Raw genomic sequence first — 13,081 nt, forward strand, 5'->3', positions numbered from 1 at the left:
AGTTCGAGGGCGGGGCGGGGGCCGCATGAGGCGGCGCTGTGAGCGCCTCGTGCGGCCGACGGCGCGGAGCCCGGGACGTGGCCCGGTGCGGAGCCCGGCATGGGGCCCGCTGCGGAGCCCGGCATGGGACCCGGTGCGGAGCCCGGCACGGGGCCGTCGCTGCTGTGCGCCGCGCCCCGCCCCATGCCCGGTGCCACCACGAGCGCCGCCCGCCCCGCGTCCTGCTTGCGGAGCAGCCTGAGCGCCTCGGCCGCCGTGGCGGTGTCCGTGACCGCGAGGGCGTCCGCGGCGGCGCCGAGGGCGGCGGCGACAGGCAGTTCGTACCCGGGAGCGACGGTCAGCAGCTCGGCTGCCGGCCCCAGCAGTCCGGACAAACGATCCTGCGCAGCCAGCAGCGCCCCCGTGCCGTCCTTGCGGCGCAGTCCCAGGGCGAGTGCGTCGCGGCGGGCGCCGGTGGCCGCCCGGCGGCGCTCGGTGGCCGTGGCCTCCTCGCGGGCCTCGGTCAGTGCGGCTTCCGCGGCGGCGAGTTCCGCTTTGGCGGCCTCATGCCGGCTGGCCAGTTCGGCGTCCCCGGCGTCGAGCCCCTCGACCTCCCCCTGCTGCCGCTCGTACTCCTCCTGGGCGGCGACCGCGCGCTCCCCCGCCTCGTCGCGCGCGGCGACCAGCCGGTCGATCTCGGCCTGCGCGGAGGCCGCCCGGCCGCGGGCGGCGGTCACGCGCCCCTGGAGCCGGGCGAGCTCCTCGCGGTGGTCGGCGATGGCCCGGGCGGCGTCCCTGAGGCGGCGCTCCTCCTCGGCCAGTTGCCGCTCCAGGGCGGCGCGGTGCTCGCTGGTGTCCTCAAGGGCCCGGCTCGCGGCCTCCAGGGCGGCCTCCAGTTCGGCCTCCTGCTCGCGGATGCGGGCCGCTTCGCGCTCCAGGTCCTCCGGGTCGCGACCGCGCCGTTCCTCGGCCGGGGCGGAGGTCGCGCTGGTGACGCGCGCGTCGGCGAGGCCGATCGTGCCCCGTACCCGCTCGGCGAGGCGGGAGAGCTCGTACCAGGTCTGCTGGGCGCCGGCCAGGCGCGGGGTGAGCGCCCGCACCTGTTCCTCCAGGGCCGCCTCGCGCTGGAGCGCGGTCTTCAGCTCGGCCTCGGCGGCGTCCTTGCGGGCCTTCAGCGCGGCTTCGTCCGCGAGCTCGGTGCGCAGCGCCTCCCGCAGGGTGACGAGGTCGTCGGCGAGCAGCCTCAGGCGGGCGTCGCGCAGGTCTGCCTGGATGACGGCGGCGCGGCGCGCGACGGCGGCCTGGCGGCCGAGCGGCTTGAGCTGCCGCCGCAGTTCGTCGGTGAGGTCCTGGACGCGGGCGAGGTTCGCGCGCATGGCGTCGAGCTTGCGGAGGGCCTTCTCCTTGCGTTTGCGGTGCTTGAGGACGCCTGCCGCCTCCTCGATGAAGGCCCGGCGGCCGGCGGGGTCGGCGTGCAGGACGGAGTCGAGCTGTCCCTGGCCGACGATGACGTGCATCTCGCGGCCGATGCCGGAGTCCGAGAGGAGTTCCTGGATGTCGAGGAGCCGGCAGGTGTCGCCGTTGATCTGGTACTCGCTGCCTCCGTTGCGGAACATGATCCGCGTGATGGTGACCTCGGAGTAGTCGATCGGCAGGGCGCCGTCGGAGTTGTCGATCGTGAGGGAGACTTCGGCGCGGCCCAGCGGGGGGCGGCCGGTCGTCCCGGCGAAGATCACGTCTTCCATCTTGCCGCCGCGCAGGGACTTGGCCCCCTGCTCGCCCATGACCCAGGAGAGGGCGTCGACGACATTGGACTTGCCGGAGCCGTTGGGTCCCACGACGCAGGTGATCCCGGGCTCGAAGCGCAGGGTCGTCGCGGAGGCGAAGGATTTGAACCCCCGCAGGGTCAGGCTCTTGAGGTGCACGCGGAAGGACTCTACCGCCCGGCCCTCTTCCCGCGCCCCGGACGGGGTGCTGGCGCGCCGCGCCGCCGCAAAGGGTTTCACCCGCGAAGGGGCAGGGCACATCAGTCGTTAAGAGCGCACCGAAAAGTGGGAAAAAATAGCCGCAATCACCGGAAATACCGCGACCATATGATGATCGGAAAATGACGAAGGGACGCCGAAGCGTCCCTTGCAACTCTCAAGCGGCTGACAGTGCAGCCCGACCGGCCCCCGGGGCAGGGCCTCTGGTCAGGCGAGCGCAGGCTCCGCCTTGGAAACGTCGATGCTGTCGAGCAGCGAGTCGCCGTGGTGAGCGGCGGCAGACAGCGCGTCATTCTCGGCCTGCATCCGGATGAGCTCGGATTCGAGGTCCTGGACACGCTGCTGAAGCCGTCGCATCTCGGCGAGGACTCGGGGGTCGGAGCCGCCGACGTAACCGAGAAGCGCCTTTGCCATGATGGATGGTCCTCCACACTGAGTGACCGACCGAAGCGGTGTGGGTCGTGAGGGATTCGCACCCGCGGTGTCTGCCATCGCTACTGCGGTGTTCAATGCCAAACAGCTAAGGTGCGCGGGGCTTCCAGAGTCTCACCAAATGGTTTGACGGTCAACACGATCACACCCCGTATCCGCGGGCGTCCCAGGGGGCGCGGCGGTGCGTGCGCGGCGCCGGATCGGCCGGGGCCCGTGGGGGCGTGGAGATCATCCGTTGTCTCGCAGCCTTCCACGCCGGGGCCGTCTTGGCAACCATCAGGGAATTTCTCTCCTTCGCATATGCCAAAGGCATATCACTAAGGTCATCGAAGCCCTTCGCACCCGTTCTTCACGGCGCCCGCACGCCCCTCCCCCTCCCCTCCCGGATGATTTTCTGTTTTCCGAACCGTTATGTCGGCGGACCCGTCAGCGGATCTCGAACCCGTCGTATCCGCCCCGCGGGTCGCCCCAGATCTCGGTGACCCCGTCCACTCGTCCGGGCGTGTCGCCCGTCCGCAGCCAATCGAGCAGAAGTTCGCATCCCTCGCGCGGGCCTTCCGCGACGACCTGGACCCGGCCGTCGGAGAGATTCGACGCGAAACCGGCCAGTGCACCGATGCGCATGGCGTTCTCCCGTGTGAACCACCGGAAGCCGACACCTTGCACATGTCCACGGACCCACGCCGTGAGACGGACATTCTCGTTCATGTCTGCACGCTAACCGGCCAATTGCATAATCAGCACTTCGACCCCGGATGCCTTGCCGTACAGTCGCCGCTCGACAGGTCTCCCCGTACGAGTGACGCACACCGAGCCGAACAGGTAAGGAAGGCAGCGGATGGGTCGCCACCGACGCTCTGCCCCCCGGACCGCAGGCAGTCCCGTCCCCGCTCCCCCGGCTGCCGGGGGGACGCACGGCGCCCCGGAGTCCGGCCCCCCTGACGAACCCGGCGGCACGGCCGGGTCATGGCCCCCGGGCTCCCGCCGCCCCGGCCGCGGCCGCGCGAGGACACCGGTGCGGACGGGCCTGCTGGGCGCGTCCGCCGCCATGGCCATGGGCGTCGTCGCCATGACCTCCGGCCTCTTCTCCGGCGGCGGCACGCTCCAGCTCGGCAGCGACAGCGGCGGGGACCGGCAGGTGCTGACCGACGAGCCGCCCGCCGAGTTCGCCCTGCCGGACGGCGGCGGCGCCGGCAGGGGCCGGCCGCATGTGAGCCGCAACGCCGAGCGGCCTCCCGCGCCGGGGGCGGACAGGACGGCGCCCGTCGCCGCCTCAGCGCCCTCCGCGCGCTACGCAGCCGCCACGCCCGCGGCAGCGCCTTCCGACCCGGCGTCCGGGCCCGGGGAGCCGCATGGGGCGGACAGCGGCTTCGAGGAGTCCGCAGAAGCGCCCCCCGCCGATGCGGCCGAGCAGGACGGAGCGGACGCCGCGCCCCGCGTTCAGGGTCAGGCCCGGGGAGAGTTCCAGGCCGCCGACCGTGCGCAGCTGGCGGCCCGTGAGCGCGCGGCCGAGCAGGACGGCATGTATCCGGGGATGGCGCAGGAGCTGCTCGCCCTGGTCAACAAGGAGCGCGCGAAGGCGGGTTGCCGCCCCTTGCGGGCCAGCGCCCAACTGACGAGGCTCGCGCAGTCGTTCAGCGACGACATGGCCCGGCGGGGCTTCTTCAGTCACACGGACCCGGACGGGCACACCCCGTGGGACCGGGCGGCCACGCGCGGCATCCGCAACCTCGGCGGGGAGAACATCGCACGGGGCCATCCCGACGCCCGCGCCGTCATGGATGCCTGGATGCACAGCGCGGGGCACCGCGCGAACATCCTCAACGGCGAGTACCGGACGCTCGGCATCGGGCTGAACACCAGCGGGAGCGGCCCCTGGTGGACGCAGGACTTCGGCTACTGACGCGGCTTCCCCGGCCCGGCGCTGCTAGGCGGCGGCGCCCGGGCGCGGGGGGCGCTGGCAGCGGGGGCAGAAGTAGCTGGAGCGGTTCATCCAGGGCCTGCGGCGCATGGCCGTGCCGCAGCGGCGGCACGGCTCGTCCTCGCGCCCGTACGCGTCCAGGGAGCGGTCGAAGTAGCCGGACTCGCCGTTCACGTTGACGTAGAGGCTGTCGAAGCTGGTGCCGCCGACGGCGAGGGCCTCGTGCATGACCTCGCGGATGTGCGTGAGCAGCTCCGCGCTGCGCGGCCGGGTGAGGGTCGCGGTGGGGCGGTCGTAGTGCAGCCTGGAGCGCCACAGCGCCTCGTCGGCGTAGATGTTGCCGACGCCGCTGATCAGCGACTGGTCGAGCAGGGCGCGCTTGATGGTCGTACGGCGCCGGCGCAGGGCGGCGTGGAAGGCCGCTTCGTCGAAGGCGGGGTCCAGGGGGTCGCGGGCGATGTGCGCGATGACGCCGGGGAGCCCCTCGGGGTCGCCGGGCACGGTGTCGTGCAGGGAGAGCCCGCCGAAGGTGCGCTGGTCGACGAAGCGCAGCTCCGTGCCGGCGTCGTCGGCGAAGCGGATGCGGATGCGCAGGTGCTTCTCGTCGGGGGCCTCGTGCGGCTGGACGAGGAGCTGGCCGCTCATGCCGAGGTGGGCGAGGATCGCGCGGTCGGGGCCCGTGGGGCCGTCCGTCTCCAGGGGCAGCCACAAGTACTTGCCGCGGCGGCGGGCCGCGCCGAGGCGGCGTCCGGTCAGCTGGGCGGCGAAGTCGCCGGGACCGGCGAGGTGCCGGCGGACGGCCCGGGGGTGGAGGACGTCGACGGCGGCCACGGTGCGGCCGCAGACCCAGCGCTCCAGGCCGCGGCGTACGACCTCGACCTCGGGTAGTTCGGGCACGGTGCTCCTCCAGCGCATGGGGCGGCCGCATGGGGCGGCCGGCCGTTCCGGGTTCCGGTACGTACGTGCGTGAGGCGGCTGCCTGCCTGCGGCCCGCGCGGCCGCACGGCGGGGGATTCGTCTGTGGCGCATTCGCCGGACGCCGGGCGGGCCTGGAGTCAGGCCCGCCCGGCGTCCGGGAACGTGCGCGTCAGGATGCGGTGCCGGCCTCGGGGGCCTCGGCCCCGGCCTGCTCCACGGCTCCGGCCTTGCCGGCCTCGGCCTTGGCGGCGTCGGCCTGCGGTGCGGCCTCGGCCTTCCGGGCGGCGGCCGCGCGTGCTTCGGCCGCCTCGTGGATGGCGCGCCAGGCGGCCTCGGCCGCCTGCTGCTCCGCTTCCTTCTTGCTGCGGCCGGTGCCGGTGCCGTACGCGACACCACCGACGCGGGCAGCAGCCGTGAAGGTCTTCTCGTGGTCGGGGCCGGTCTCCGAGACCAGGTACTCGGGCACGCCGAGGCCCTCCGTCGCGGTCAGCTCCTGGAGGCTGGTCTTCCAGTCCAGGCCGGCGCCGAGGTTCGAGGACTTCTCGATCAAGGGATCGAAGAGCCGGTGCACGAGCTCGGCAGCGGCGTCCAGGCCCTGGTCGAGGTAGACCGCACCGATGACCGCTTCGAGGGTGTCCGCGAGGATGGACGCCTTGTTGCGGCCGCCCGTGCCCTCTTCACCGCGGCCGAGCCGGATGAAGGAGCCGAGGTCGAGCCCGCGGCCGACCTCCGCCAGCGCACGGGAGTTGACCACCGCGGCCCGCAGCTTGGCCAGCTGGCCCTCGGGCAGGTCGGGGTGGATGCGGTAGAGCGTGTCCGTGACCACGAGGCCCAGCACGGAGTCCCCGAGGAACTCCAGACGCTCGTTGGTCGGCAGACCGCCGTTCTCGTACGCGTAGGAACGGTGGGTCAGCGCACGCACCAGAAGGGCGGTCTCGAGTCTGTACCCGAGCCGCCCTTCCAGAAGCGTGTGAGACGAGGCCGTGTCCGCCGGCGCCCTCTTCGGCGTAGTGGCGTCTGACATGAAGCCTGTCACCCGCCGATCAGACCTCGAGGACCTGGCGCTTGTTGTAGGTGCCGCAGCTCGGGCACGCGATGTGCTGCTGCTTCGGCTCGTGGCAGCGCTCGCACGCCACCAGGGGGGTGACCGCAGCCTTCCACTGCGACCGGCGGTGGCGCGTGTTGCTGCGCGACATCTTCCGCTTCGGAACAGCCACGGCTACTTCTCCTGTGAGTCATCCCCGACGGAGCGGGGTGCGTTGTCCTTCTCGCCGTCCTGGTCGGAACCGGCGAGTCCCTGCAGTGCCGCCCAACGAATGTCGACGGTCTCGTGGTGGTGGTCCGGGTCGTCCGCCAGCCGTGCGCCGCACTCGGAGCACAGGCCGGGGCAGTCTTCCCGGCACACCGGCTGCAGCGGCAGTGCGAGCACCACCGCATCGCGCAGCACGGGCTCGAGGTCGAGCAAGTCGCCCTCGAGGAAGAGCATGTCCTCTTCGTCTTCCTCGGCGTCGTCGCCGGTATCCGCGGGGCGGCTCCGGTCATCGGCGTCGGGGTAGGAGTACATCTCCTGGAAGTCCACTTCGAGCTCTCGCTCAAGCGGCTCCAGACACCTTACGCACTCCCCGGTGAGCGGTGCACGGGCGGTGCCTGTGACGAGCACCCCTTCCATGACCGACTCCAGTCGGAGGTCGAGCTCGACGGTCGCGCCCTCGGCCACGGAGATGACCTCGATACCGAGGTGATCGGGGGCCGGGACGGAGCGGGAGAGCCGCTTCAGCGCACCGGGACGCCGCCCCAGCTCGCGTGTGTCGAACACGAGAGGGGAACGGTGATCGAGGCGGGCGTTCAGGGCTTCCTGCTTTCTACGCTGCGGTGTCGGCGGGCCTGCGGCCGCATACGGGACGCGGGCAGCCGAGATCGCGAATGCACACGCGACCGAAGAGCCAGGATACTGGACGGGTCGCCGTAGACCCAATCGGCCGCCGTCAACGGACGGCCGGGCACCGGGCGGGGCGTTTTGCCGGCGGCGGTCAGCGGCCCTGCTCGTACCGGCGGAGCTGCTCCAGGTCGATCATCGAGGTGTCGAAGAGGCTCGTCTCGTCCAGTGCGGCGCCGCCCGCATGGGGCGGGCTCTGGGCGGGCTGGTGCTGCTGGGGCGCGTAACCGCTCTGGGCGGCCCCGTAGCCGTCGCCCGGGGCGTGGGCGGGCCAGGCGTAGGGGTCGGCCTGCTGGTAGCCGCTCGTGACCGCGTACGGGTCCGGCTGCGGGCCGTGGGAGGCGCCCTCCGCCCCGTACGGCTGCTGGTAGGCGTACGGGTCCGGCTGGTAGCCCTGCGGGGCGTAGTAGCCCTCGTAGCCGCCCGCATGAGGCGCGGCATGAGGCGCCCCGTGCGCGGCCGCCGCCGGCTCCGGTGCCGCCTGCGCCTGGGGCACCGCCAGCCCGGCGAGGAAGTCGGCGTCGCTCGTGGGGCGGGCGGCGCGGAGCCCGTCCTGAGCGGCCATGTGGGCGCCGAGTTCGTCGGCGGGGCGGGCGCCGAGGAGCTTCTCGCGGCCGCGGCCGACGGCTTCCAGCGTCTTGCTGAGGACCGCCGAGACGGCGCCCAGCTTGGCGTCGACGTAGGCGTCGGCCTGCTGCCGCTGGACGCGGGGGTCGGAGCTGGGCTCCGGGGCGTCCGTGTCCGGGTCGCCCTGGCCGCCGCCGTCGTCCGTGCGGCCGAGGAGCTTCTCGCGGCCGCGGTCGACGGAGCCGATGGTCTTGGTGAGGACGACCTCGAAGTTGGCGAGCTTGCTGTCGACGTAGTCGTCGGCCTCGGTGCGGATCTCCTCGGCCTGCCGGCGGGCCTCCGCGAGGATGCGGTCGGCCTCCTCCTGGGACTGCCGGGCGACCTCGGTGTCGGAGATCAGCGACCCGCGGTGGGCCCGGGCGGAGGCGATGATCCGCTCGGCCTCCTCGCGGGCCTCGGCGACCAGCTGCTCACGGTCGCCGATCACCTCCTGGGCGCGGGCGAGCGAGCCGGGCAGCCCGGCACGGAGCTCTTCGAGGAGGGCGAGCAGTTCGGCGCGGTTGATGACGCATGAGGCGGACATCGGCATGGACCGTGCGGCGGTGACGGTCGCGACGATCTCGTCGAGCTTCTTCTGGACGTCCACCTGGCGCTCGCCACTCTCTTCTGCCGGACGACACGAACGGGGACGACTGTACGGGCAGCCGGCCCCCGCCCGACAGCCGCCGGCGGAGGGTGTCCGTCAGCGCTCGCCGAGGCGTTCGGTGAGCGCCTCCAGCACCAGCGGGGGCACCAGGTGGGAGACGTCGCCGCCCCATGCGGCGACTTCCTTGACCAGGCTGGACGACAGGAAGCTGTACGTCGGGTTGGTGGGGACGAACAGGGTCTCGACGCCCGAGAGCCCGTTGTTCATCTGAGCCATCTGCAGCTCGTAGTCGAAGTCGCTGACCGCCCGCAGCCCCTTGACGATGGCGGGGATGTCGCGCTGCTTGCAGAAGTCGACGAGCAGGCCGTGGAAGGACTCCACCTTCACGTTCCCGTACTCGGCCGTGACCTGGCGGAGCAGGTCTATCCGCTCCTCGACCGTGAACAGGCCCTGCTTCGACTTGTTGATCATCACTGCGACGTGGACGACGTCGTACAGCCTGGAAGCGCGGGCGATGATGTCGAGGTGTCCATTGGTGACGGGGTCGAACGACCCCGGACAGACGGCGCGGCGCAACGGTGTCTCCTCGCTCTCCGGTCCATTCATGACGCGCGGGGAGATGTCTCTTCGGCGCACGTCGAGGCGGCGCGACCGTACCAAAGCGTCCCCTCGCCGTAGCGACGGGCCCTCAGTGCCTCGAAACCGTCCGGCCAGGGGAATTCCCCGCCTCTGGTGCTGCGCTCCACGGTGGCCAGCGCATCCTCGGCAAGCCACCCTCCGGTACGGAGTGTGAGGAGAATCTCGCGGAGCGCCTCGTCGGTGACGGCGTAGGGCGGGTCCAGGAAGACCACGTCGTACGGGGCGGCGGGGGCGGGGCCGGCCACGATCTGCTCGGCCTTGCCGACGCGGACCTCGGCGCCGGGGAGGCCGACGGCGCGGACGTTGTCCCGGATGGTGCGCACCGCGCGGGCGTCGGACTCCACCAGCAGGGCGTGCGCGGCGCCGCGCGAGAGCGCCTCCAGGCCGACCGCGCCGGAGCCGCCGTACAGGTCGAGGACGCGGGCGCCGTGGAGGGTGCCCAGGAGGGACTCCAGGGTGGAGAACAGGCCCTCGCGCGCCCGGTCGGAGGTCGGGCGGGTGCCGGTGCCGGGCGGCACGGCGAGGCGGCGTCCGCCGGCGGTGCCGGCGATCACGCGGGTCATGGGGTCCTCTGGTCCTTCGTGACGGTGTGACGGGGCGGCGGCCTGACAGTCGGCCGGTCGGGGCGCCGTCCCTTCAGCCTAGGGCGTCGGCGGGCGGCGGGCGCCTCCGCGGGGGCGGCCGCGCGGCAGCCTCCCCGCGCGTCCCTCCGCCGTGTGCCGGTGCGTCAGCCCTTGTCCAGGTACTGCTCGCGCTCCTCGTCCAGCAGGGCGTCCAGGGCGGTGCGCAGCTCGGGGAGCCCTTCCAGGCCGGGGTCGGCGGCGACGACCGCGGCGGCCTCCTCGCGGGCGGCGGCGATGATCTCCTCGTCGTCGATGACGGTGAGCATGCGCAGGGACGAGCGCACGCCGGACTGGGCCTGGCCGAGGACGTCGCCCTCGCGGCGCTGTTCGAGGTCGATGCGGGACAGTTCGAAGCCGTCCAGCGTGGCCGCGACGGCGGCGAGCCGGGCGCGGGCCGGGCTCGCTTCGGAGGCGTCGGTGACGAGCAGGCACAGGCCGGGGGCGGAGCCGCGCCCCACACGGCCGCGCAGCTGGTGGAGCTGGGAGACGCCGAACCGGTCCGCGTCCATGATCACCATGACGGTGGAGTTGGGCACGTTCACGCCGACCTCGATGACGGTCGTGGCGACCAGGACGTCCACCTCGCCGGCGGCGAAGCGGCGCATCACGTCGTCCTTGGCCTCGGGCTGCATGCGGCCGTGCAGGACCTCCACGCGCAGCCCCTTCAGGGGCCCCTTGGTGAGCTGCTCGGCGACGTCCACGACGGCGAGGGGCGGGCGCCGCTCGCCGTCGGCCTCCGCGGCGGCCTTCTCCGGGTCGCTCCCGGGGCTGCCGGAGCGGCCCTTCGCGGCCGTCCCGGCGCCGTTCTCCTCGCCCAGGTCGTCGCCGATGCGCGGGCAGACCACGTAGGCCTGGTGGCCGCCCTCGATCTCCTCGCGGACCCGCTCCCAGGTGCGGGCGAGGAAGTGGGGCTTGTCCTTGGCGGGCACCACGTGGGTGGCGATGGGCGAGCGGCCGGCGGGCAGCTGGTCCAGGACGGAGGTCTCCAGGTCGCCGAAGACGGTCATGGCGACGGTGCGCGGGATGGGGGTCGCCGTCATCACCAGGAGGTGCGGCGGTTGCTTGCCCTTGGAGCGGAGGGCGTCGCGCTGCTCGACGCCGAAGCGGTGCTGTTCGTCCACGACGACCAGGCCGAGGTCGTGGAACTGCACCTTGTCCTCGATGAGGGCGTGGGTGCCGATGACGATGCCGGCCTCGCCGGTGACGAGGTCGAGCAGCGCCTGCCGCCGGGCGGCCACGCCCATGGAGCCCGTGAGCAGGACGACCTTGGTGCCGTGCTCGGCGCCGCCGAGCATGCCGCCCTCGGCCAGCTCCCCCATCATCTCGACGACGGACCGGTGGTGCTGCTGGGCGAGGACTTCGGTGGGGGCGAGCATCGCCGCCTGGCCGCCCGCGTCGACGACGCCCAGCATGGCGCGCAGCGCCACCATGGTCTTGCCGGAGCCGACTTCCCCCTGGAGGAGGCGGTGCATGGGGTGCTCGGTGGCCAGATCGCCGAAGATCTCCGCGGAGACGGCGCGCTGGCCCTCGGTGAGGGTGAAGGGCAGCTTGGCATCGAAGGCGTCGAGGATGCCGCCGGGCACGGGCTTGCGGGCGACGGCGGGCAGCTGGGAGTCGGCGTGCCGGCGGCGGGCGAGGGCGACCTGGAGGACGAACGCTTCGTCCCACTTCAGGCGCGCCCTGGCGTCCTCGATGTCGGCCTTGGTGCGCGGCCGGTGGACCTTGCGGAAGGCGTCGGGGAGCTCCGCGAGGCCGCGGCCGTCGCGCAGCGAGGGGGGCAGCGGGTCGGTGAGGCCCTGCCACTGCTCGGCCTCGAAGAGATCGAGGAGGGTGTCGACGGCCTTGGTGAGCTTCCACGACTGGAACTGCTTGCAGGCGGGGTAGATCGGCAGGAGGCGGCCCGCGAAGGCCTCCGCCGCCCCTGCCTCGCTGTCGCGGTCCAGGAGCTCGTAGTCGGGGTGGAGGAGCTGGCGGGTGCGGTTGAAGACGGAGACCTTGCCGGCGAACATGCCGCGCCGGCCGGGGATCAGCTCCTTCTCCCGGGCGTAGGCGCCGCGGCCGAAGAAGACGAGGGTCAGGGAGCCGCTGCCGTCGGTGACCACGACTTCCAGGCGGACGCCCTTGCCGTGGTTGAAGGTCTTCATGGCGGCCTTGGCGACCTGGGCGACGACGGTGACGTGCTCGTCCAGCGGCAGGTCCGCGAGGCGGGTCAGCTCGCCGCGCTCGGCGTAGCGGCGCGGGTAGTGGTGCAGCAGATCGCCGGCCGTGTGCAGGTCGAGGTGCTCGGCCATCACCTTCGCGGTGCTGCCGCCGAGGATCTTCTTCAGGGGTTCGTGAAGCGCGGGCACGGGACCCATTGCACACCACGGCACTGACAGGCCGCGCCATCCGGCGCGCTCCGCGGTCGTCCGGCCGGGCCGCCGCGGGAGGTCAGCAGGGGTCAGCTGGGGTCATTCGATGCCGATGAGCAGCGGGGGCGACTGCTGCCCGCCCCGGTAGACGACCGTGTCGACGGCGAGGTGCCCGCCCCGTACGTGCCGCTCCAGGCGGTCGGCGAGGGCGTCGGGGACGTCCGCGCCGAGGACGAGGGTGACCATTTCGCCGCCCGCGGCGAGCATGCGGTCGAGAACGGTGCCGGCGGTGACGGCGAGGTCGGAGCCGATGACGGCCACGTCGCCGTCGATGAGGCCGAGGACGTCGCCGGCCTGGCAGACGCCGGCCATGGTCCAGGCCTGCCGTTCGGCGACGGCGAGCTCGGCGTAGCGGGTGGCGCCGGCGGCGGAGGTCATCGCGACGACGTCCTCGTCGAAGCGGCGGGCGGGCTCGTGGACGGCGAGGGCGGCGATGCCCTGGACGGCGGCGCGGGTGGGGATCAGGGCGACGCGGACGCCGCCGGCGCGAGCCTGCTCGGCGGCGGCGGCCGCGGTGTGCTGCAGCTCGGGGTCGTTGGGCAGCAGGACGACCTCGCGGGCGTTGGCGCGCCGGATGGCGTCGGCGAGCTCGCCGCTGGCGGGGGGCTCCCCGGGGCGGGCCGTGACGACGGTGGCGCCGGCGTCGGTGCACAACGCGGCGAGGCCCTCGCCGGGGACGACGGCCACGACGGCGCGCTGGGCGGGCTCGCGGGTACGGGCCGCGACCGGCTCCCCGGGGACCGCGGGCGCGGCGCCTGTGCCGGCGAAGTGCGTGATGCGGATGCGGTGGGGGCGGCCCGCCTCGATGCCGGCCTCGACTGCGGCTCCGGCGTCGTCCACGTGGACGTGGACGTTCCACAGGCCGTCGCCGCCGACGACGACGAGGGAGTCGCCGAGGGCGTCGAGCCGGGCACGCAGGCGGGGGACGGCGGTGTCGTCGGCGTCGAGGAGGTAGATGACCTCGAAGGCGGGCGAGTCGCCGCCCTGGGCGGCGCCGGGGCAGGGCACGGGGCCGCCCGTGGCG

The 13,081-nt window shown here is 73.3% G+C and carries 12 protein-coding genes and 1 pseudogene; 1 reads left to right on the forward strand and 12 read right to left on the reverse strand.

What is annotated here, in order from left to right; genetic code table 11:
* The 3 genes from ACSNOH_RS27985 to ACSNOH_RS27995 form a co-directional block, all read right to left on the reverse strand.
* On the reverse strand, window positions 1–1,904 hold a 1,904-nt coding region (locus tag ACSNOH_RS27985), incomplete at its 3' end, for a chromosome segregation SMC family protein (protein WP_436724219.1).
* Between the two features lie 267 nt (window positions 1,905–2,171).
* A complete protein-coding gene (locus ACSNOH_RS27990) occupies window positions 2,172–2,378 on the reverse strand; it encodes a hypothetical protein (protein ID WP_030369319.1) in 207 nt (68 codons plus the stop codon).
* A 444-nt stretch (window positions 2,379–2,822) separates the two neighbouring features.
* On the reverse strand, window positions 2,823–3,104 hold the full coding sequence (locus ACSNOH_RS27995; protein ID WP_436724220.1) for an acylphosphatase: 282 nt from the start codon (window positions 3,102–3,104) through the stop codon (window positions 2,823–2,825).
* 307 nt (window positions 3,105–3,411) lie between these two features.
* Between ACSNOH_RS27995 and ACSNOH_RS28000 the strand changes: the two genes are divergently transcribed.
* Window positions 3,412–4,299 (forward strand): CAP domain-containing protein, encoded by an 888-nt coding sequence (locus ACSNOH_RS28000; protein ID WP_436724221.1) that lies wholly within the window; start codon window positions 3,412–3,414, stop codon window positions 4,297–4,299.
* Between the two features lie 24 nt (window positions 4,300–4,323).
* On the opposite strand, the gene mutM is transcribed toward ACSNOH_RS28000, so the two are convergent.
* The 9 genes and pseudogenes from mutM to ACSNOH_RS28045 form a co-directional block, all read right to left on the reverse strand.
* Window positions 4,324–5,214, reverse strand: a complete 891-nt coding sequence (gene mutM / locus ACSNOH_RS28005; protein WP_436724222.1) for a bifunctional DNA-formamidopyrimidine glycosylase/DNA-(apurinic or apyrimidinic site) lyase — start codon at window positions 5,212–5,214, stop codon at window positions 4,324–4,326.
* Between the two features lie 190 nt (window positions 5,215–5,404).
* Window positions 5,405–6,259: a ribonuclease III gene (rnc, locus tag ACSNOH_RS28010; protein ID WP_436724223.1), complete on the reverse strand. Its 855-nt coding sequence runs from the start codon at window positions 6,257–6,259 to the stop codon at window positions 5,405–5,407.
* Window positions 6,260–6,278: 19 nt separating this feature from the next.
* A complete protein-coding gene (gene rpmF / locus ACSNOH_RS28015) occupies window positions 6,279–6,452 on the reverse strand; it encodes a 50S ribosomal protein L32 (RefSeq protein ID WP_015657589.1) in 174 nt (57 codons plus the stop codon).
* A gap of 2 nt (window positions 6,453–6,454) precedes the next feature.
* Window positions 6,455–7,051, reverse strand: a complete 597-nt coding sequence (locus ACSNOH_RS28020) for a YceD family protein (protein ID WP_436724224.1) — start codon at window positions 7,049–7,051, stop codon at window positions 6,455–6,457.
* A gap of 214 nt (window positions 7,052–7,265) precedes the next feature.
* Window positions 7,266–8,384, reverse strand: coding sequence for an ATP synthase F0 subunit B (locus ACSNOH_RS28025; protein WP_436724225.1), 1,119 nt, complete (start codon window positions 8,382–8,384; stop codon window positions 7,266–7,268).
* Window positions 8,385–8,480: 96 nt separating this feature from the next.
* Window positions 8,481–8,990, reverse strand: a complete 510-nt coding sequence (coaD, locus tag ACSNOH_RS28030; RefSeq protein WP_436724226.1) for a pantetheine-phosphate adenylyltransferase — start codon at window positions 8,988–8,990, stop codon at window positions 8,481–8,483.
* Window positions 8,987–9,586: a 16S rRNA (guanine(966)-N(2))-methyltransferase RsmD gene (gene rsmD, locus ACSNOH_RS28035; protein ID WP_436724227.1), complete on the reverse strand. Its 600-nt coding sequence runs from the start codon at window positions 9,584–9,586 to the stop codon at window positions 8,987–8,989. The genes coaD and rsmD overlap by 4 nt, the downstream gene beginning before the upstream one ends.
* A 164-nt stretch (window positions 9,587–9,750) precedes the next feature.
* The gene (gene recG, locus ACSNOH_RS28040; protein ID WP_436724228.1) at window positions 9,751–12,003 is read right to left on the reverse strand and encodes an ATP-dependent DNA helicase RecG; all 2,253 of its coding nucleotides are present in this window, start codon (window positions 12,001–12,003) and stop codon (window positions 9,751–9,753) included.
* 93 nt (window positions 12,004–12,096) lie between these two features.
* Window positions 12,097–13,081 (reverse strand): annotated as a pseudogene (locus ACSNOH_RS28045) (DAK2 domain-containing protein); the annotation flags it as partial.

The organism is Streptomyces sp. URMC 127 (genome assembly GCF_051386535.1).
GTDB lineage: Bacteria > Actinomycetota > Actinomycetes > Streptomycetales > Streptomycetaceae > Streptomyces.

Bases quoted from the DNA above. Each gene is read 5' to 3' on its own strand.
- ACSNOH_RS27990 (WP_030369319.1), bottom strand. From the start codon at position 2,378: ATGGCAAAGGCGCTTCTCGGTTACGTCGGCGGCTCCGACCCCCGAGTC.
- ACSNOH_RS27995 (WP_436724220.1), bottom strand. From the start codon at position 3,104: ATGAACGAGAATGTCCGTCTCACGGCGTGGGTCCGTGGACATGTGCAA.
- rnc (WP_436724223.1), bottom strand. From the start codon at position 6,259: ATGTCAGACGCCACTACGCCGAAGAGGGCGCCGGCGGACACGGCCTCG.
- coaD (WP_436724226.1), bottom strand. From the start codon at position 8,990: ATGAATGGACCGGAGAGCGAGGAGACACCGTTGCGCCGCGCCGTCTGT.
- rsmD (WP_436724227.1), bottom strand. From the start codon at position 9,586: ATGACCCGCGTGATCGCCGGCACCGCCGGCGGACGCCGCCTCGCCGTG.
- recG (WP_436724228.1), bottom strand. From the start codon at position 12,003: ATGGGTCCCGTGCCCGCGCTTCACGAACCCCTGAAGAAGATCCTCGGC.